Source organism: Flavobacterium aestuarii (genome assembly GCF_040049115.1).
GTDB classification, from domain to species: Bacteria; Bacteroidota; Bacteroidia; order Flavobacteriales; family Flavobacteriaceae; genus Flavobacterium; species Flavobacterium aestuarii.
In genome coordinates, this window is the sequence record NZ_JBDLZZ010000013.1 from 70,639 (window position 1) to 90,253 (window position 19,615).

The window sequence follows — 19,615 nt, forward strand, 5'->3', positions numbered from 1 at the left end:
GCAGGAGGTATGGATATATTGTCGAAATTGCCCTATTCGAAACCGTTTTTATTTGTTGATAAGATTATTGAAATTAATGAAGACGGAGTAGTGGGGGAGTATACTTTTGATGAAAATTCGGATTTTTACAAAGGGCATTTTAAAGATAATCCCATAACACCAGGAGTGATTTTAACAGAGGTAATGGCGCAGATTGGCTTAGTCTGCTTAGGTTTGTTTTTGTTAAATGAAAAGATACAATCAAGTCATGTAATTTGTTTAACATCAACGGATATTGAATTTTTAAAAATTGTTTATCCTAATGAAAAGGTAACCGTTATTTCGGAAAAAATCTATTTTAGGTTTGGAAAATTAAAGTGCAAGGTACAGATGAAAAATGTAAATAATGAAACTGTCAGCCGTGGGGTGATTTCAGGCATGATTGCTGAAAAAAATAATATATAAATGAATAATCGTGTAGTTATAACTGGTCTGGGTGTTGTTGCTCCAAATGGGGTGGGTATTGAGGCGTTTAATCATGCGATAAAAAATGGTGTTTCGGGCATAAGATACTTTGAAGAACTGGAGAAACTTAAATTTTCGTGCCAGATTGCCGGAATGCCGGAGGTGTCAACAGAATTAGCATTGCAGTATTTTACTGAGCTGGAGCTTAAAAATTTTAATTCTTCGGGTATTTTATATGGCGTTATAGCTGGAATAGATGCGTGGAAAGATGCAGGATTGCCAATGGATATATTGGATGAACCTGATTGGGACAGCGGAACTATTTTTGGATCGGGAACTTCTGGAGTTGCTAAGTTCCGAGAGAGTATTTACAAAATTGATGACTGTAAAGTCAGGAATCTAGGAAGTACTTCAGTAATCCAAACTATGAATAGTGGTGTGAGTGCTTATTTAGGCGGTAAATTTGGTTTAGGAAATGTTGTGACTTCAAATTCTTCGGCTTGTACAACAGGAACTGAGAGTATTATTATGGCTTTCGATCGAATAAAATCAGGGCAGGCAAAACGTATTCTGGCTGGAAGTACTAGTGATTCCGGTCCCTATATATGGGCGGGATTCGATGCTATGAGAGTTTGTACTTATAAGCATAATCATTCTCCAGAAACTGGCTCGAGACCAATGTCTGCCAGCGCATCAGGATTTGTGCCAGCGAGCGGAGCGGGAGCCTTAGTTCTTGAAGATCTGGAAACAGCATTGTCAAGAGGAGCAAGGATATATGCAGAAGTATTAGGAGGAGCCTTGAATTCAGGCGGACAGAGAGGTTTAGGTTCGTTTACTGCGCCAAATCCCATCGCAGTCCAAAAGTGTATTCAAAAAGCTATGGCTAATTCAGGAATTACTGGTCAGGAAGTTGATGCTATAAATGGTCATCTTACAGCAACAGCAAAGGATGCTCTGGAAATTTTGAATTGGAGTATAGCCTTAAATCGAAAAGGAATGGATTTTCCATACATAAACTCATTGAAATCTACAGTTGGGCATTGTTTGTCTGCTGCAGGAAGTATTGAAAGTGCAGCAGCAGTTTTGCAATTACATCATGGTTTTATTTTTCCAAACCAAAATTGCGATGATTTACACCCGGAAATTGAGACAATTATTGATTCTTCCAGAATTCCGATCAAATGTACTGAAAAAGAGATTAATGTTGTTTTAAAAGCCAGTTTTGGATTTGGTGATGTCAACGGGTGTGTTGTTTTTAAAAAAATAATAACTTAGTATTTTAATATCAGATATTCAATATATAAAATAAAGATAAATTATGGACAGAGAAGCGACATTGGAACAGTTAAGGAATATTGTAAGACCGTATGTTCAAGATCAGAAAGCATTTGATCTGCTTTCGGAAGAGACAGATTTTATAAATGATTTGAAGATAAATTCGGCAAATCTGGTGGATGTTATTTTAGATATTGAAGAAAAATTCGATATCATGATTGATAATGAGTCGATGAAACAAATGACTACTGTAAAAGAGGCTATTGGAATTATTGAATCAGAATTATTAAAAGCATGATCGGGAACGACATAGTAGATCTCGAATTAGCCCGAAAAGAAAGCAATTGGAAAAGAAAGGGTTTTTTGGACAAGATATTTACACGGCATGAACAAGTATTGATTCATAATAGTTCCAATCCAGAACTGATGGTTTGGAATCTATGGAGCAGGAAAGAAGCCACTTATAAAATTTATAACCGATGTACTGGAATCAAAGGTTATTTTCCAAGGAAACTGCAATGTTATTACGAAAATCAGAGTCTCGGCAAGGTTCAGATTGATGATTTTGTTTTTTACACTCAAACTGAAATAACAACTGACTATGTTTATACAATTGCTGTTTCTGATATCTTTCTTTTTGATAAGATAAAACTTTTGGAAACTTCAGATAATATAAAAAAGACTAATGGGATCCCTTGCATTATAGATATAGATTCCAATATTATTCAGCCTGTTTCAATAACTCATCATGGCCGTTTCCAAAAAGCAATATCAATATAGAGTTTGCTGAAAAATTATTTAATACCTAATTTTTTTTTCAGTTTTAAAAACAACAAAGCGATTTTATAAGCATCTTCCGATGGGGAATTGCGGTAGCTTTTTGGTAAACTAAAAATATCTGAGAGTTCGTCTAACGAAAACTGCTTGTCGTTGATATCAATGAGTTTTCGATACATGACATCAATATCCAAGGCTTCATTTTTTAGCCGGCCACAGTCCAATCGTGCCAAAGCATTGTTAATCATCTCAACATCAAAATCTACATGATGCCCAATCAGGACAGCATTGCCTATATAATCAATAAAGGCCTGAATAGCATCTGGTTCACTTAATTTTTTCATTTTGCTTTCCAGAATAAATTCATTTGAAAGACCATTGTCATGAAAATATTTATATTGCAATAAAATAGTTTCAAAATTATCACCTATGTGGATTTTGTCATTTATTATGGCAAAAGAGCCTATGGATAGAATAACATCTTTTTCGGTGTTTAATCCAGAAGTTTCGGTTGTAAACACAACATATCGCTCTGTTTTCTGATTAAACTTAGCGAGATATGTTTTCCAGAATTCAGGATGTTCTTTGTTTATATTTTTTAGCCAATCAAGCATTTTATGAAAATTGCGTTAGTTTAAAATTGCTTTTAATCAGTTCTTCAAGATCTCTCATTGGAGCTAAAGCATTTTTCATCTTTTCTTTGTCCAATTTGCTTAACTCATTCATGCTGATATATTGTCCGGAATTTTCATTTTTTAATCCCTCATTTACCCTGAATTTTGATAAAATCAAAAATGATTCTGCACAATTTAAATATATATCAGCGTTTTTAGCATCAATAATTGCTAATTGCTTGAATCTTAAGTAGGTATTATTGAGTCCCTTAATATTGAAATGCAATGCAAATAATCTTGCACCATCAATTAACGGCATCAGGGCTCTTGTTTTGATATCAAATTTATCTTTGAATGGACCATCTTCTTCCAGTGCAAATTTCTTAAAAAAGGTTAATGGTGAATTCTTTCTTAAAGTATCATTGCCTAAAAAGTCAAAAAATAATGAATTATGTTCTAGGTTTTTTTCGATTACATTTTCAATGGCTTCAAATATTTTTTTCTCACCAAAAACGAGTTCCAGATCAAAGAAGATACTGCTTATATCATTAGTATTTTCACCTGGAGTATTCATCCAGCTATCATATTGTTTAGTCCAGTCTGTCAATGATTTACACCATAATATATTGCTTGCCATGTGGCCGTTTGGGCAAAATTCATAACCCACTTTTTCTAATGTAGCGGTGGTTCTTTTTCCTAATTTCAAAAAATAATCCCTTACATCCCTATACTTATCAGGAAGAACATCTTCAAAGATGAGTATACTGTCTTGATCGGTGAGCAATAATTGTTCTTTTCTGCCTTGGCTGCCAATACTGAGCCATACAAATCGTGCTAGGGGAGATCCCAATTCTAAAATAGATAACTCAACGGCTCTTTTTAAAATAGCTGAGTTTATCTCGCTTGCGATATTGTTTATATTAGAAAGCGGAATGTTTTTATGAATTGAGTTCTGGATGAGTTCTGTCAGTCTCTCACGGATCTGTTTTAGATCCTTTGCGTTGGAAGCGCGTTTAATTTCCTTGATTAATACACCAGGATTATTGGCTTGGGCTATTATTAAATCATGTTCAGAAATAATACCTCTAACCACCGATTTGTCAGTTCCATCTAGTGTTACACATAAATGCGTTACATTGTTTTTCAGCATCATGAGCTGTGCTTCTGCCAGAGAAATATTTTCGACAACAGTTACCACTGGAGAAGACATGATAGCTTTCATAGTTACTGTCAATGGGAATTGTCCTGTAGCAATTTTGGAACACAGGTCAGTATGAGTAACAATTCCAATAGGCATGTAGTTTTCGCTGACAATAACACTTGTCGAAGCATTTTCGGTCATTAGCAGCGCAACATCTTTGGCAGTATCATTAATAGTAGCGGTGAGCGGTGATCGGTTATAGTTCAGCGACTGGAAATACTGCATCTCAGACTTCTGATCTAAATTAAATACATTGTCAGTTGCCAATTTGCCTCTTAGGCTTTCTTTCTCCTTTGGATTCCAGGTATTGGTTGCAAAACTCTCTAAAAGAAAATTTAAGACATTTGGATTATTGGCAACAAACGGTCTAAATGTGGCAATGGGAATAGCATATACTATACTTTCTTCGCGACACTTTGCCGTCATCATATAATTGTTTTTGGCAAAAAAAGGCCTTAAGCCCATAACATCGCCAGCATGACATTTATTTAAAAGTGTTTCTTCAGCATCAGCAATAACTGATAGGTGAATCGTTCCAGATGCAACTACATAAAAACAATCATGCAGCTTGTCATTTATCTGGAATAAAGTTTCGTTTTTTTCAAGATTTAAAACGCGGATATTTGTCGCAATAGCTGATAATTCTTGAAATGTCAAGTTATCAAAAGGTGGATATTCTTTTAAGAAATCAGCAATATTTTCGGCAATTGTATTCATAGTTGAGTTGTAAAGTAAACCTCGTAAAAATAATAAAAAATAGAGATTTAAAAAAAGGTATAATTTTTAAATTTGATTTATTATTTAAAAGTTAAAATTTTCATAAATATCTATGCAATAGGTTAGTAATGAATGTAAATATTTAAATTTATTGATAAATAAATTAAATAAACTATGAAAATTTTAAAAAACACATTAATTGTACTGCTTTCAATTTTTGCAATATCATCTGCAGATGCTCAAGAAAAGCCTAAAAGTCCGGCAGAAACAGTAACCGGTAAAATAAAAGATGCTACAATAACCATTAATTATGGCAGTCCGTCTGTAAGAGGCAGAAAAATCTGGGGTGAATTAGTTCCATTTGATGCAGTTTGGCGTGCTGGTGCCAATGATGCTACAACATTTGAAACCGATAAAGATCTTATAATTGAAGGCTCTAAACTGCCTGCAGGAAAATATTCTTTTTTTATAATTCCAAATGAAAAAGAAACCACAATCATATTTAATAAAGAAGCTAAACAATGGGGAGCTTACAAATATGATGAAAAGAAAGATCAGCTTCGTGTAAAGGTTGCTCCAAAAAAAGCTAGTTCCAGTGTAGAAAAATTAGTTTATGTGATTAATTCCAATGATGTTGTTTTAAGCTGGGATAACTGGAATATTGGTTTTACTGTGAAATAATTTTTGTAAAATTGTTTTAAAAAAATTATTTATAATCATCGCCAATTACGGCGATGATTTTTTTTTGAATATTATACCTTAAAAATAAAGCTGAGTGTTTTAAGAACAGGATTGTTGTATTTTTTTGCTCAAAATCAATAATATAGCTGAGAATTTAAATTGTAATAGATAAAGGGCTGTAAAAAATTCTATTTTACATAATATAAATTATAGTTCATTTTGTATATCTTCAAAATGCGCTAATTTGTTCATTTTAAATACAATTTCTTTCTTGTGTATTGATGCAGTTTTCAATTTGTCTGATATGCCGGATATTATGGTTGATTACAAATCTAAATGTATCGCCCATTTTCAATTTTATCATTTTTGTTAATGTTATGGCGGTTTTTTCCTCGTTTAAATTAACAGATCTTGCTTTGGTCAATAAATCAATCATTTTCATTTGCTGGTTAACGAACCGGTCAATTGTTTTGCTGTCCAAATCACTGTTTAATGGATTTTTGTCCTTGAATGTTTTCATTTTGTTAAGCTTTGTTTTTGGTAACATACTTTCTGCAAAATAATTTCCAAGGATTCCGCTTTTAAAAATGAATTCAGATTTGTTTTTTGCGCTGTTGATTGTTTTTTCAATTTCTGGAAGATAAAAATCGCCATATAAATTCAAGTGTTCCAAACATTCCAAAATACTCCAGCTTTTTGTGTCTTCTTTCCAATTCAGCTGGCTGATTGATTTTGTTTTGAGATTTTCGGCAAAATTTAGATTTTGTCTGGTGTTTTCGATTAATTCTAAAATTAAAGTTTCTGATTTTGTCTTCATGGTTTGTTTTTTCTACAAAATTCACATTAAACAGGAAGATAAACCTTGATTTGAATCAAGATTTTTTTAGTCTGGACAATGTTTCCGGACTCATGCGTAAATAATTGGCAATGTGTTTGTTTGGGATTTCCTGAAATAATTTCGGGCTGCGTTTCAATACGCGATTGTATCTTTCTTTTGGCGAATTGGTCAAAATGTCTTTTTCCCTTTCCAATTGCTGTATAACTAAATCTTCCAGTAATTTGATCCACATGGTTTTATTTTCTTCGGATTGGGAAATAAAATCGATGAAAAAAGCTTTTGGAATTACCTTAACAACAGTCTTTTTTATAGCCTGAATGTAAAAATCAGACGGCTTTTCGGTTAAAAATGAATCCAACGAAACAATCAAGTCGTTTGAATATCCAAAGCGTATTATCTGTTCTTCAAAATCGTCTAAAATATAAATTCTCAAACTGCCACTTTCCACATAATAGATATTGGTGTCAATGCTTCCCTTGACTTTTAAAAATTGATTTCTTTCAATAGTTATTGTTTTGGTATACAGGTTTTTAATTTGAGATATTGCCATTTTTATCAATTCGACTTTGAGTCAGTTACAATTTTTTTCGTTTTTAATAAGTCAAACACTAATTTCACAAATTTACATGAAATAAACAATGTCTTGATTTTATAGATTCATTTTCGGCTTTGTCTTGAGAGTTATGAGACTTCAAAGGCCTATCTTTGCAAAAGACAAAAAAGATTATGACAAAAGGAAAATACATTCAGCTGATACTGATTTTGGGTTCTATGACGGCTCTTGGGCCATTTTCGATTGATATGTATCTGCCTAGTTTTTCGGGGATTGCCAAGGATCTTCATACTTCGGTTACCATGGTTTCAGAATCACTTTCCAGTTATTTCATCGGAATTTCATTCGGGCAGCTGCTGTATGGTCCATTATTGGATCGCTTTGGGCGAAAAAAACCTTTGTTTATCGGACTGATGGTTTATATTCTGGCTTCTTTAGGCTGTGCTGTTGTAGCTGATATCCATGTGTTTATAGTACTTCGATTTGTTCAGGCTGTTGGGAGCTGTGCGGCTACAGTTGCAGCGGTTGCCATGGTTCGAGATTTGTTTCCAGTAAAGGAAATACCAAATGTTTTATCCAAATTAATGCTGGTTCTTGGGCTTTCGCCAATGCTGGCACCAACCATTGGAAGTTATGTAACCACTTATTACGGCTGGCATCCAATTTTTTATATTCTAATGTTTTTAGGTACTTTTATACTGATTGCATCTCAGTTAGGTCTGCCGGACAGCCATAAGCCAGATCCTGATATTTCGCTGAAACCCAAACCAATCATTGCTAATTTTGTGTCAATTATCAAAGTGCCACAGTTTTATACGTATGCATTGACGGGTTCTATTGCATTCTCAGGATTGTTTACTTATGTTGCCGCTTCTCCAATTTTGTTTATGGATATTTTAAAAGTTGACGCCACGGTTTACGGATGGATTTTTGCTTTTATGTCGGTGAGCTTTATTGGTTCCAGCCAATTGAATTCCATATTGCTGCGAAGATTTACCAGTGAACAGATGATTTTTGGTGCTTTGATTGTTCAAATAGCCATCAGTATGGTCTTTTTGATTTTGGCAATAAATGGTGCTTTAGGATTGTATGGAACAATGACGCTGCTGTTTTTATTTTTGGCCTGTCTGGGGATTTCCAATCCAAATACAGCAGGATTGACCCTCGCTCCTTTTGCCAAAAATACTGGAAGTGCTTCTGCATTGATGGGTGCGACTCAATTAGGAATTGGTGCTTTGTCATCGTTTGCAGTTGGAATTTTTGTTAAAGATTCTATGGTGCCGATGGTTGCTATTATGACCTGCACCACGATTCTTGCTTTTATTATTTTGAATATTGGCAAAAGAAATATCAAGGAAACTATTGTGAATAATGGTGATGATGAGATTGTGATTGGACATTAAAATTTTATCTATATTTTTTGAACGCGACGAAGTTCAGAAAAGAAGTATCAAATTTTATGAAAATAAGAGCAATCATTGTACATTAGCAATCAGTTTATATTGAAGAATTTTTAAGAAACACACATTATGAAGCACTTTAAAAGCATTTTTTTATTTCTATGCATTACCCATTTTTTCTCTGCCAATGCCCAAGACAATGCACCTATTAAAGAATTTAATTTTGGCGGAAATCCTGATAAAAAAACCGGTACAGTCATAAATAAAGCTGCTGCTTATACTAAAGCTGCTGGATACGGATTTGATTTACAATCTGATAAAAATGTGACATTTGACGAAAAATCAGTATCGGCTAAGAGTCCGTTCTATTTTTCGATGAAGCTTCCAGAAGGCAATTATAGTGTGGAGGTCGTTTTGGGCGGCAGTAACAGTGGTGTTACAACTGTAAAAGCCGAGTCCAGAAGACTGATGCTGCGCGAAATTAAAACTGCCGCCAAAGAAACTAAAACAATGCGTTTTGTGGTCAATGTAAGAACTGCAAAATTTGATATAAACAATACCATAACTCTCAAACCCGCTGAAATTAAAGGGCTGAATTGGGATGAGAAATTGACTTTGGAGTTTTTAGGGACATCAATTGTTCAAAGTATCAAAGTCACTCCTATTTCAAAAATTACAACAATTTATATGGCTGGAGATTCTACCGTTATGGAACATGATCTGGAGCCGTGGGCATCCTGGCCGCTGTTTTTTCAAAATTACCTGACGACAGATGTCGTGATTGCTAATTATGCTTATTCAGGATTGACGCTCAGATCCTTTGAAGCTGGATATCGATTAGAGAAAATTTTATACTTAATGGAACCAGGTGATTATCTTTTTATTGAGTTTGGCCATAATGACGAAAAAGCAGCTGGAGACGGAAAAGCAGCTTCGGGAGTATATACCGCTTTATTAAAGGATATTATTGTAAAAACCAGAAATAAAGGAGGTTCTCCAATATTGGTAACACCAATACAAAGACGTATTTTTAATCCTAATGGGACTTTGAAGCCTACTCACGGCGAGTTTCCAGATGCAATGCGAAAAGTGGCTCAAGAAATGCAGGTTCCTTTGATAGATGTTACTAAAATGACAACTTCTTTATACCAAAGCTGGGGTAATGAACTTTCAAAAAAGGCCTTCGTTCATTATCCAGAGAATACCTTTCCTGGGCAAATAAGTGCTTTGGCAGATAATACCCATTTTAATAGTTTTGGTGCCAATGAAGTGGCTCGATGCATAGTGCAGAATATTAAAAATGCAGGTTTGGATCTTGCTAAAAAAATAAAACCTACAGTTCCTCATTATATTTTTAAAAACCCAGGCAAACCAAGTGATTGGACCGTGCCAATGAGTGCCCGAATTGGAATTGACAAACCTGATGGGGAATAAAAATTTAGGTTTCTAAGAATCGCTTTATTAGTTCTGCTACTATAGCATATAATCCAATTAACAGAATAAATAAAATGCCATACAGTCTATAGTCAGTAAAGAAATTGAAATAATATTCACCATCTTCTTCTGCCTTTTTTTTATTGTAAATTATCCATTTGACTGTAAAGAAAAAGGTAATTAAAAATGCAATTACATAAATTACTAATGCTGTTGTACTTTCATTTTGAATGTATATCGTAGATAGAATCAATTGATCTTTTTTTTGAATAGTAATGTTCCCTAATTTTCCAAATACAAGACCTTTTTTTATTAAGCCTAAACCCTAATCACGTCAAATGGCTATTATAGGCAGTTACTAGAGCTTCGTCAACAATATTTCCGTTGGACTTATAAATCTGATTTCAATTTGATCGTCAATTTGTGCATCAATATCACTGAACCAATCTCCAAGCAATTTTAAGTTTCCTGAACCTTCAAATTGTTTTGCATATTCCGGTTTGTACTGATTACCCGATGCTAATAGTTTACCATTGGTAATAAAGCCATCAGATGTACTAAAGCCATATTCCGCAGATCTCGCATCTGAATTATTATTAGTTATTTCAAAATCGTAAGCTATTTTGGAAGGAATTTGCAAGTAAGCTTCTCCTATTTGTATACCACGACTATTAGTATGTCGGTATTCGCCCCACTGTAAATGGGCTTGCTTCAAAATTGTTACAAAAAAATCTCCAGGATTTGGCATAATGATTATACATTTTAAAGTTATTTTTTCTAGTTGATCATGGATTGCCCACAACATTCTGGAATTACAGTGGGTTTGAGACTGAATTAAACCCATTTTTCGGATTTGCCAAATCTTTCCAAATACAAAACCATTTTTAAATTAAGCCAATTGCATAAATTTATTGTAGCAAGTGTTGGCAGATGGCAAAATTTATACTTTTTCGAAAAAGTAAGTAATATTCAGTTAATTACTAATTTTCCAAGTACAAAACTATCTTCAAATTAAGCCTAATTACCTACTATCGCTCACTAACGGTTGGTGGATATACTTCTATTTAGGTATTTAGTTTTTTCTTTTCGGCTTCCTTTTTTGTTGTTTTTTTCTTTTGAAAAAAATCACTTAAAGCTTTTTCTTCAGCCAATGTTAAAGAACCTATCCCACCAATTGTATCTATTTCTAAATCTAATTTCTTCGCTTTCATAATTATTTATTTTGAAAATATTTATTGATTAATTTCAAAGCTGATTTTGTTTCAATTATCATAATTCTACCGCCAAAATGAAATGCTCCAAGTGTTTTTTCATAATGCTCAACTAATTGTGATTTTGAAAGGAAAGAAACATTTCCATCGTGTCCACGTTGAAAAGATAATTTACAGGCATAAGCAACTAAATTTCCAGCTACGCCAGCATAAACTTTTGTTTGTCCTTTGTTGAATGGTGCATTTTCAACAAGATGCATATAAACATGATCCGATTTAACTTCTAAACTAATCAGACCTTGAATAATTTTAGAGTTTCCAGAAATTGTAAGTTTATAAATGTCTCTTACAGGATTTTTAAATTCTTCATTCCAATTAAAAAGCCAGCCATTTTTCTTTGCTACAGATTTTAAATCAGAGTTTTGAAGAATAGAAATTTCAGTCTGAAAACTGTCTCCAGTAATCACGTTTTCTATTGAGTTTGTTAACTTATCAATTACAAAATCTAAACCTATTTCAGTTTCTTTATCCATTCAGCTAATTTAATCAATATATTCTAATTTTGAAAATAGTACGTTTTTCCGATTTCTATAGACGTATATTAACCAACTCATTTTACAAGAATAATCAGAAATTATAGATTCAAAAAAAAACTATTTGAAGCTTACACCTCCTCTTTTGTTCTCTTCTCCGGTCTGATAATCATTCGCAACGATTGATCTTTAGAAAAATAAGCTACCATCCAATGATAAAAAGTATTGATACGGTTGCGATAGGTAATTAATGACATAAGATGCACGAATAGCCAAATAAACCAAGCAAAAAAACCTTTGAAATGCATTTTGGGTTTTGGTAAATCGACCACTGCTTTGTTTTTACCAATTATTGCCATTGAGCCTTTGTCTTTGTATCTGAATGGTTTCAAGGGTTTGTTTTGAAGCATCAATTTGAAATTTTCGGCTAAGTTTGCACCCTGCTGGATTGCTACCTGCGCCACCTGCGGATGTCCGCCTGGGAAATCGGTGTCTGTGAGCTGGATACAGGTGTCACCGATGGCATAGATGTTTTCGGTTCCGTTTACTTTATTGAAGGCATCTGTTGCCATTCGCTTGCCACGGCCGTAACTTTCAGCAGGAATTCCTTCGAATTCCTTTGCCGAAACTCCTGCTGCCCAGATTAAATTTTTGGTCTGAATGGTTTTTCCATCAGCAAAGAAAACAGTATCGTCTTTATAATCTACAACTCGAGTATTTAGTTTTACGACGACTCCGAGCTTGGTCACCGCATCCAATGTGTCTTTTTGGGATTCTTCACTCATTGGCGACAATAAGGCATCTCCTCCATCGACCAGATAAATATTGCTTACAGATGTGTCTAATTCTGGATATTCTTTTAGCAGTATGCTTTTTCTCATTTCGGCAAACATTCCGGAAACTTCAACACCTGTTGGACCGCCGCCTGCTATTACAATGGTTAACAGTTTTCTGCGTTTTCGGATGTCTTTGCAGATGGCTGCTTTTTCCAGATTTTTCAATAATGTATTGCGCATTTCAATAGCATCATTGAGCGTTTTCATTGGGATGGCATTCTTTTTTACATTTTCCATTCCAAAGTAACTCGTTTCGGCTCCCGTTGCAAAAACCAGATAATCATAATTTAATTCGCCGTTATTGAGGATGATTTTGTTCTCGACTGGAATTACTTTCTGTAATTCGCCTAAACGAAACTGCAGGTTTTTTTTCCCTGCAAAAAATTTACGGAACGGATAGCTGATACTTGAGGGCTCCAAAAATGCCGTGGCCACCTGATAAATGAGCGGCGGAAAGAAATTGTAGTTGTTTTTGTCTACAAGGGTTACCTCGATACCTTTTTGATTGGTAAGTTCTTTGGCTAAATTGATTCCGGCGAAACCTCCGCCTATGATTACTATGTGCATATTGACTTTTATTAGAGATTAGAAACCTCACCCCCAGCCCCTCTCCAGCGGAGAGGGGGGCTTGTTGGGGCTCAATTAACTATGTGCTGGTAAAAACCTAACTAGATTATTACTGACGCTAATTATTACTATTTATAAAAGTACGATATATATCTAGGAGTAAATTTAGTTTTTGAATTTTTTAACAGGCTTTTCTGTAATTTCGGTTTTGTTCTGAAGTAGATAATTGGCCAGTAGTTTTTCAATCAATTCATCTTTAGTCAGATGATGGAAAACTGTTTTTATTTTTGTTTTTAATTCGGCATCCACATCGTGGTTGGGTTTGGTCTTAAAGATTTGTTTTGCCCACAAAAGCATGTTGTTTTCTTCGATGCTTACTGCCGATGGTTTTTTATATTCGGTGAATTTAATTCCCAGTTCTCTTTCAAAATCAGCTATTTCAGCTGCTTCCTCTGGCTGCAATACTGTCAAAGCAAGCCCTTTGGCTCCTGCCCTGGCTGTTCTTCCGCTGCGGTGAACGTAGGTTTCGTATACGTCCGGCAAGTGATAATTGACAACATAGGAGATTTCTTTAACATCAATTCCTCTTGCTGCCAAATCAGTAGCTACCAAAATATTGATGTGTCCTTCGCGAAACTGATCCATAATTCGGTCGCGGATTCCCTGCGACAAACTTCCGTGCAATGCTCCTGATGAAAATTTGTTTATGGCTAAGTTTTTTGCCAATTTATTGACAGCGGCCTTGGTTTTACAGAAAATAATACCCCTCTCCCCTTCTTTCGAGTTCAGAAAATGCATTAAAACATCCAGTTTTTCTATAGGTTCTACCACAATATAATTATGATCGATCCCTTGATTACCTACAGTTTCCATGCTGGCACTCACCTGAACCACATTTTTGTTCAAGTAATTCTGAATTAACTGCTTAATGGTTCCAGACATAGTCGCCGAAAACAAAAAGGTTCTGTGTTTTTTAGGAAATTCGGCAATGATTTCATCCAAAGCTTCTTTAAGGATTGTCACCATTTCGTCGGCTTCATCGAGAACGAGGAATTTTGTTTCTTTTAGGCTGATGGCTTTGCGCTGCAGCAGATCAATCAAACGCCCAGGTGTTGCTACAATAATATGTGCTGGCGATTTTAAACGTTCTATCTGCGGTTTAATTGGAATTCCTCCGCAAACTGCTGCGATTGAAACTTCCGGCAGGTACTTAGCGTAATTTTCCAGATTGTCAAAAATCTGATGTCCCAATTCCCTTGTTGGTACTAGGATTACTGCTTGAACATTATCAGTTTTTGTATCAATTAACTGCAGTAAAGGCAGTCCAAAAGCGGCTGTCTTTCCCGTTCCTGTTTTGGCAAGTCCCACAATATCCGCAGTATCTGATAACAATAGCGGAATGGTTTTCTGTTGAATTTCGGTTGGGGTTACAATTCCCATTTCGGTAATTGCTTTTAGTATTCCTGCTGAAATTCCTAAATCTGAGAATTGTTTTGACATGCTTTTTTTGTTTTTTAGACCTCACCCCCAGCCCTTCTCCAAAAGAGAGGGGAGCGTTGACGTTTTGTTTACTGCTTATATCTGGATACTTATTTCTAAATACTGAATACTAAATTAATCCAGTTCGTTCATTACTTTTTCACGATATTTTTTACCGATTAATAACGTCAATCGCTGTTTGTAATCTTCCAATAGCCATTCTCTGTAATTTTTACTGCATTGGCTGAGGCATTTTGCAAAGCGTTTTACGCGGTCTTCGATATCGGCGTCCAATTCTTTTGAAAGGGCTTTGGCTTCCTGCGGCAATTCCGTATTGTCCACACACATTGCTGCGTGCTGATCTATTGATTTGTCCAGAACTACTTTTGATCTTAAGTTCTGAGCTATAGCGAGTTTGTGCTCTTCATCTACATCAAAAGTTACATCGGCAGTTTTGCTGAATTTGGCTCTCAATTCTGGAGGCATTGTGTATTTGAAATGCAGTTCGATTTCGCTGTCGTCTCTTAAATTCTCTAGGTAAAATTCAGGTGATTTAAAGATATGTTGCCAGTTTACAGGATCGCTCCATAGACCGAAACGGGCGGCGTTATTTCCTAAATCAATCACTGTAAATTCATCTTTTCCAGGTAATTTTCGGGAACCGCGTCCAATCATCTGGAAATAAAGCGTCAATGATTTGGTAGCTCTGTTCAAAATGATGGTTTCAACAGTCGGCTCGTCAAAACCGGTTGTAAGGATTCCGACAGAAGTCAAAATCGCATCTGGCGTGTGCTTGAACCAGTGAAGGATTTCTTTTCGCTCCTCGTTACTGCTGGTGTTGTCCAAGTGGCGGATGCCGTAGCCTGCTTCCCTGAACGTTTCATAAACATATAAGGAAGTGTTGATTCCGTTATTGAAAATCAGGGTCTTTTTGCCCAATGATTTTTCGGTGTAGGCATGCAGTAATTTTTCCTGCATTGCCATATTGGTGTATAAATCGTCTGAGGATTTTACGGTATAATCTCCGTTGATACCTACTTTTAGCGATGTTAACCCAACGTCATAGCTGTAAGTAACCGCTCTTGCCAAGAAACCATTGTCGATTAATGAGCTGATGGTGTCTCCCACAATCAGTTCATCGTAGCTTTGGTGCATTGGCAGTTTTATATTGGAACTCAGTGGAGTTGCCGTTACTCCAAGGATAAATGCATTTTTGAATGATTTTAATAATTTTCGGAAAGAATTATAATGCGCCTCATCAATAATCACCAAACCGATGTTATCCAAATGCAGTTTTTCGTCATTGATACGGTTTTTCAAGGTTTCTACCATTGCGACAAAACAGGAATAATCGTTTTGGTCCGGAAGTTCCTTTACTTTACTGTTGATGATTTTATTTTTTACCTCAAAGCCTTTTAGCATTTTTGACGTTTGCTTGCACAGCTCGATACGGTGTGTTAATACAACAACTTTTTTGTCGTGCTGCGACAGATAACGGCGTACGATTTCAGAAAAAATTACAGTTTTTCCACCGCCTGTAGGCAATTGATACAGCAAATGATGCTGTGCCGGCGCATTGTCTATACGGTCAAAAATGGCGTCAATATCTCCCTGCTGATAAGCGTAAAGTTCTTTTCTGGATTCAATTTCAATTTCTAAATTCTCTTGGTGCATTGTGTATTTTTGGATTTTTGCAAAAATACGCCTAAAAAACAGTTATTAAGCCATGTTTTTTAAAAAAATATCCTTGGAATTAAATTAAAATGATTTTTCACATAGTATTTATTCTTCCAAAATTGCAATACCTGCTTTGAAATCAGCGAGATTGTGCCATTTTTGGCGTAAAACTTCGTCATAAATACTAGTCAGCCGTGAATTAAATTCGGTTATAATTCCATTTGAAATGATAAATTTTATGGCTTGATCAAATGAATTAAACATGCTTTTGTAGAATAATTCCTGTTTTATGGTGTTTTCTGAAGCAAATGTCTGGGCAATTTCGATGTTGTAAAGCATGACATCGGCAATGACAAACGGATCTACGCCCAATGTTATAAAATGTTTGATATATTTTTGGGCTACTGACCGTCTCATTTTAGGCTTTTTTCTTTTGCCTTTTGTCTGTAACGGAAAATACTCGTGGGAAATTTTGAGTTTGCATTCCTGTAATAGTCTGTCTTCTTTTGGGTTGAATACAAAATCATAATAAACCTTTACCGGACTGAATTTTTCATACAATTCAAGAATCTGCTCTTCAAGCTGTTCTTTGTTGAGATCGTTCAGATATTTTTTTAAATCGCGCTTGCTCATTTTCAAAGTTTAAGAATACAAAAGTAATTTAGTTTTCTAATGTATACACCGATAATCATCGATATTGACTAATTTTGCCTTTTAATTCAAAAAAAACAATTACAGATGCTTAAGATTTTTAAGATTACCGCTATTTTAGAAGGTATTTCCTATTTGGTTTTATTTTCGAATATGCTTTTTATCAAGCCAGCAAATATGGAGCTTTATAAAACATTATTGTACCCAATTGGGATGAGTCATGGTGTGTTATTTATTGGTTATGTATTATTGGCTTTTTTGTTAAAAAATGCCCAGAAATGGGACTTAAAAACCTTTGGGATTGTATTAATTGCTTCTTTGTTGCCGTTTGGGACTTTTTATGTAGAGAAAAAATATTTGTAAAATCATGGACAAGCTGATACAATTAATTTTTGAGTTTTTCTATCCTGTTTTTCGGGATTGGGGAATGAGCCGAAGTGTGTCAACGTATCTGAGCCTGTTTTTTAATATTATTCTGCTTTGTGTATTGGCCTATGGGCTGTATATGATTTTTCGATTTGTATTGGTAACCATTTTGGCTGTTGTTGCCCAAAGAACCAAAACTAAATTTGATGATTTATTGGTAAGCAACAAAACAGCCAAATACATATCGTATCTGGTTCCGCTTTTTTTTGTTTTCAGGTCAGTTCCAGTGATTTTGGAGAAGTTTGAATACTGGGAGAATATTTTTGGCAAAATGGTTGCTACTTATATTGTTTTGCTGATTTTATGGATTGTCCGAACCATTTTTAATTCAATAAGGGATTATTTAAAATTGATTCCGCGATACAGCGACAAACCAATTGACAGTTTCATTCAGGTTATTATGATTGTACTGTGGATGTTTGGGATTACGTTTATCATTTCGAAGTTATTTGATATTGACCAAAAGGAATTGCTGACAATACTGGGTGCTGTTTCGGCAGTGATTATCTTAGTTTTCAGAGATACAATTCTGGGTTTTGTAGCGAGTGTACAGGTAGCTATAAACGATATGGTACGTATTGGCGACTGGATTACAATGGATCGCTATGGAGCCGATGGTGATGTGATAGAGATCAATCTGGCGACTGTTAAGGTTCGGAATTTTGACAATACTACAACAACAATTCCAACGTACAGCCTGAGTTCTGACTCTTTCCAGAACTGGCGGGGAATGCTTAATTCTGATGGAAGACGGATTAAAAGACATATTATAATTAAAAGCAATAGTATTCGCTTTCTTGAAGATCATGAACTAAATGACTTAAAAAAAATAAATCTTCTGAGTGCGTATATTGATTCTCGAAAACTCGAAATTGATAATTACAACAAAGGGCATGAAATTGATAAAAGCTTAGCGATAAATGGCAGAAATCTAACGAACTTAGGATTGTTCAGAAAATATATTATTCAGTACCTGCATCAATATCCAGGTTTAAATAAAGATATGCTGATGCTTTGCCGACAGCTGCAGCAAACTCCTTATGGTGTACCGCTGGAAGTATATGCTTTTTCCAAGGACAAGCGTTTTGAAAATTACGAATACATTATGGCTGATATTTTTGACCATATTATTGCATCAGTTCCTTATTTTGGTCTGGAAATTTTTTCAATACTTTCTGAAAATGAAGCAAAATCTAACAAGCAGGACTAGAAATAAAAAATCACTAAATTCAAATTAGATTTAGTGATTTTTTGTTTTAAATATCATTTGGATAACTTGGTATTTAAAATCAAATATTTTCCCCTATCCTGTCTTTAACATATTCAATTTCTGTTTTTCCGTGAGCTTTTGGTTTTCCGTCTTCACCAAGATTTACCATAACGGTTTCATCAATGGTAATAATGGTTTCTCTGGTCATCATATTTCGTGCTTCACATTTCAGGACTAATGAAGTATTTCCAAATTTTACCACATCGATTCCAATTTCTACTATATCGCCTTGTCTTGCTGAGCTTCTGAAATTGATTTCCGACATGTGTTTAGTTACAATTCTGCGATTTTCTAATTGAACAATAGAATATAAAGCCAGCTCTTCGTCTAGCCAAGCCAATAATTTACCTCCAAATAATGATCCGTTTGGGTTTAAATCTTCTGGTTTTACCCACTTTCTGGTATGAAATCTCATGTTTTTTTATTTAATAATGCTAAAATAAGATTTTGCTAACAGTTAATTTCATATTTTTAAGAAAAAAAGATGGATCAGAGAGATAAATTAATCAAGGAACTTCGCGGAGAATCATTGGGAGAATCAAATATTCAGTCACTTTCGGAGGAGTTGTTTCAAAATGAGGTTATTAGGCCGATTTTAAAATTGCAGAATGATTTGTTTATTGCTTCTTTTCTAAATTACATCAGTAAATACAAAAGGGATTTTTACACAAAATCAGTTGAAAGTAAATTGGCTGTTATCGAAAATGCTATTCAAAAGGATATTAAGTTCCGAAATTCCTTAAAAGGCATGATTATCGCATTATTCACCACGGATGAATATGCCCTTTATATCAAAAATTCTTCGAGCTTAAATAAAAGGATGATGAATTTATTGATTGAAAGATTAAAAAACCAAGTGCAGCTTTTTGATCAAATAAATTAAAAAAAATTCTTATTTATACATTGAGATTGGTGTTATAAGTAATTTTATTATTTATTTAACAAGTTTTTATTTCGTAAAATTTTTTATACCCTTTTCTGGATAAAAAAACTTATCTTAAAATTTTGCATTATTTTCTTCCTTCTTTATC

23 protein-coding genes are annotated in these 19,615 nt (G+C 34.6%); 10 read left to right on the plus strand and 13 right to left on the minus strand.

Annotation, left to right across the window (positions count from 1 at the left end; genetic code table 11):
* The first annotated feature begins 9 nt into the window (after positions 1 to 9).
* From ABEG11_RS13845 to ABEG11_RS13860, 4 genes are read left to right on the plus strand one after another with little or no spacing between them, the layout of a single operon-like run.
* Complete coding sequence (locus tag ABEG11_RS13845) at positions 10 to 444, plus strand: 3-hydroxyacyl-ACP dehydratase FabZ family protein (RefSeq protein WP_348824762.1); 435 nt, start codon at positions 10 to 12, stop codon at positions 442 to 444.
* Complete coding sequence (locus ABEG11_RS13850) at positions 445 to 1,719, plus strand: beta-ketoacyl-[acyl-carrier-protein] synthase family protein (RefSeq protein WP_348824763.1); 1,275 nt, start codon at positions 445 to 447, stop codon at positions 1,717 to 1,719.
* A gap of 43 nt (positions 1,720 to 1,762) precedes the next feature.
* A complete protein-coding gene (locus tag ABEG11_RS13855) occupies positions 1,763 to 2,017 on the plus strand; it encodes a phosphopantetheine-binding protein (RefSeq protein ID WP_348824764.1) in 255 nt (84 codons plus the stop codon).
* Entirely contained in the window at positions 2,014 to 2,499 is a 486-nt protein-coding gene (locus tag ABEG11_RS13860) for a 4'-phosphopantetheinyl transferase family protein (protein WP_348824765.1), read from the plus strand. The genes ABEG11_RS13855 and ABEG11_RS13860 overlap by 4 nt, the downstream gene beginning before the upstream one ends.
* 14 nt (positions 2,500 to 2,513) lie before the next feature.
* Here the strand turns inward: ABEG11_RS13860 and ABEG11_RS13865 are convergent, their stop codons facing one another.
* Together ABEG11_RS13865 and ABEG11_RS13870 are read right to left on the minus strand one after the other, a co-directional pair.
* Positions 2,514 to 3,110, minus strand: coding sequence for a 3'-5' exonuclease (locus ABEG11_RS13865; RefSeq protein ID WP_348824766.1), 597 nt, complete (start codon positions 3,108 to 3,110; stop codon positions 2,514 to 2,516).
* A gap of 1 nt (position 3,111) precedes the next feature.
* On the minus strand, positions 3,112 to 5,028 hold the full coding sequence (locus ABEG11_RS13870; RefSeq protein WP_348824767.1) for a DUF294 nucleotidyltransferase-like domain-containing protein: 1,917 nt from the start codon (positions 5,026 to 5,028) through the stop codon (positions 3,112 to 3,114).
* Positions 5,029 to 5,202: 174 nt separating this feature from the next.
* Between ABEG11_RS13870 and ABEG11_RS13875 the strand changes: the two genes are divergently transcribed.
* Positions 5,203 to 5,709 carry a DUF2911 domain-containing protein gene (locus ABEG11_RS13875; protein ID WP_348824768.1) on the plus strand — a complete coding sequence of 169 codons (507 nt, stop codon included), beginning with the start codon at positions 5,203 to 5,205 and terminating at the stop codon, positions 5,707 to 5,709.
* A 253-nt stretch (positions 5,710 to 5,962) separates the two neighbouring features.
* Here ABEG11_RS13875 and ABEG11_RS13880 read toward each other — a convergent pair whose 3' ends face one another.
* Together ABEG11_RS13880 and ABEG11_RS13885 are read right to left on the minus strand one after the other, a co-directional pair.
* The gene (locus ABEG11_RS13880) at positions 5,963 to 6,526 is read right to left on the minus strand and encodes a DinB family protein (protein ID WP_348824769.1); all 564 of its coding nucleotides are present in this window, start codon (positions 6,524 to 6,526) and stop codon (positions 5,963 to 5,965) included.
* A 55-nt stretch (positions 6,527 to 6,581) separates the two neighbouring features.
* Complete coding sequence (locus ABEG11_RS13885; protein WP_348824770.1) at positions 6,582 to 7,097, minus strand: Crp/Fnr family transcriptional regulator; 516 nt, start codon at positions 7,095 to 7,097, stop codon at positions 6,582 to 6,584.
* Between the two features lie 176 nt (positions 7,098 to 7,273).
* Between ABEG11_RS13885 and ABEG11_RS13890 the strand changes: the two genes are divergently transcribed.
* On the plus strand, positions 7,274 to 8,503 hold the full coding sequence (locus tag ABEG11_RS13890) for a multidrug effflux MFS transporter (RefSeq protein ID WP_348824771.1): 1,230 nt from the start codon (positions 7,274 to 7,276) through the stop codon (positions 8,501 to 8,503).
* A 126-nt stretch (positions 8,504 to 8,629) separates the two neighbouring features.
* A complete protein-coding gene (locus tag ABEG11_RS13895; RefSeq protein ID WP_348824772.1) occupies positions 8,630 to 9,934 on the plus strand; it encodes a rhamnogalacturonan acetylesterase in 1,305 nt (434 codons plus the stop codon).
* A 4-nt stretch (positions 9,935 to 9,938) separates the two neighbouring features.
* Here the strand turns inward: ABEG11_RS13895 and ABEG11_RS13900 are convergent, their stop codons facing one another.
* The 8 genes from ABEG11_RS13900 to ABEG11_RS13935 all read right to left on the minus strand — a co-directional run bounded on the left by ABEG11_RS13900 (position 9,939) and on the right by ABEG11_RS13935 (position 16,870).
* The gene (locus tag ABEG11_RS13900) at positions 9,939 to 10,187 is read right to left on the minus strand and encodes a hypothetical protein (protein WP_348824773.1); all 249 of its coding nucleotides are present in this window, start codon (positions 10,185 to 10,187) and stop codon (positions 9,939 to 9,941) included.
* 105 nt (positions 10,188 to 10,292) lie between these two features.
* On the minus strand, positions 10,293 to 10,682 hold the full coding sequence (locus ABEG11_RS13905; RefSeq protein ID WP_348824774.1) for a phospholipase D-like domain-containing protein: 390 nt from the start codon (positions 10,680 to 10,682) through the stop codon (positions 10,293 to 10,295).
* Between the two features lie 316 nt (positions 10,683 to 10,998).
* The gene (locus ABEG11_RS13910; protein ID WP_348824775.1) at positions 10,999 to 11,145 is read right to left on the minus strand and encodes a hypothetical protein; all 147 of its coding nucleotides are present in this window, start codon (positions 11,143 to 11,145) and stop codon (positions 10,999 to 11,001) included.
* Between the two features lie 2 nt (positions 11,146 to 11,147).
* Positions 11,148 to 11,678, minus strand: a complete 531-nt coding sequence (locus ABEG11_RS13915; protein ID WP_348824776.1) for a hypothetical protein — start codon at positions 11,676 to 11,678, stop codon at positions 11,148 to 11,150.
* Positions 11,679 to 11,809: 131 nt separating this feature from the next.
* Positions 11,810 to 13,081 (minus strand): NAD(P)/FAD-dependent oxidoreductase, encoded by a 1,272-nt coding sequence (locus ABEG11_RS13920; RefSeq protein WP_348824777.1) that lies wholly within the window; start codon positions 13,079 to 13,081, stop codon positions 11,810 to 11,812.
* A gap of 165 nt (positions 13,082 to 13,246) precedes the next feature.
* Positions 13,247 to 14,581, minus strand: coding sequence for a DEAD/DEAH box helicase (locus tag ABEG11_RS13925; RefSeq protein WP_348824778.1), 1,335 nt, complete (start codon positions 14,579 to 14,581; stop codon positions 13,247 to 13,249).
* Between the two features lie 114 nt (positions 14,582 to 14,695).
* Positions 14,696 to 16,234 carry a DEAD/DEAH box helicase gene (locus ABEG11_RS13930; RefSeq protein WP_348824779.1) on the minus strand — a complete coding sequence of 513 codons (1,539 nt, stop codon included), beginning with the start codon at positions 16,232 to 16,234 and terminating at the stop codon, positions 14,696 to 14,698.
* Positions 16,235 to 16,342: 108 nt separating this feature from the next.
* Complete coding sequence (locus ABEG11_RS13935) at positions 16,343 to 16,870, minus strand: DUF6155 family protein (protein WP_348824780.1); 528 nt, start codon at positions 16,868 to 16,870, stop codon at positions 16,343 to 16,345.
* Between the two features lie 105 nt (positions 16,871 to 16,975).
* Between ABEG11_RS13935 and ABEG11_RS13940 the strand changes: the two genes are divergently transcribed.
* Positions 16,976 to 17,251, plus strand: coding sequence for a DUF3817 domain-containing protein (locus ABEG11_RS13940; protein ID WP_348824781.1), 276 nt, complete (start codon positions 16,976 to 16,978; stop codon positions 17,249 to 17,251).
* Positions 17,252 to 17,255: 4 nt separating this feature from the next.
* Positions 17,256 to 18,524, plus strand: coding sequence for a mechanosensitive ion channel family protein (locus tag ABEG11_RS13945; protein ID WP_348824782.1), 1,269 nt, complete (start codon positions 17,256 to 17,258; stop codon positions 18,522 to 18,524).
* Positions 18,525 to 18,603: 79 nt separating this feature from the next.
* Here ABEG11_RS13945 and ABEG11_RS13950 read toward each other — a convergent pair whose 3' ends face one another.
* Entirely contained in the window at positions 18,604 to 18,999 is a 396-nt protein-coding gene (locus ABEG11_RS13950) for an acyl-CoA thioesterase (RefSeq protein WP_348824783.1), read from the minus strand.
* A gap of 69 nt (positions 19,000 to 19,068) precedes the next feature.
* Here ABEG11_RS13950 and ABEG11_RS13955 point away from each other — a divergent pair, with 69 nt between their 5' ends.
* A complete protein-coding gene (locus tag ABEG11_RS13955) occupies positions 19,069 to 19,467 on the plus strand; it encodes a glyoxalase (protein ID WP_348824784.1) in 399 nt (132 codons plus the stop codon).
* Positions 19,468 to 19,615: the final 148 nt, after the last annotated feature.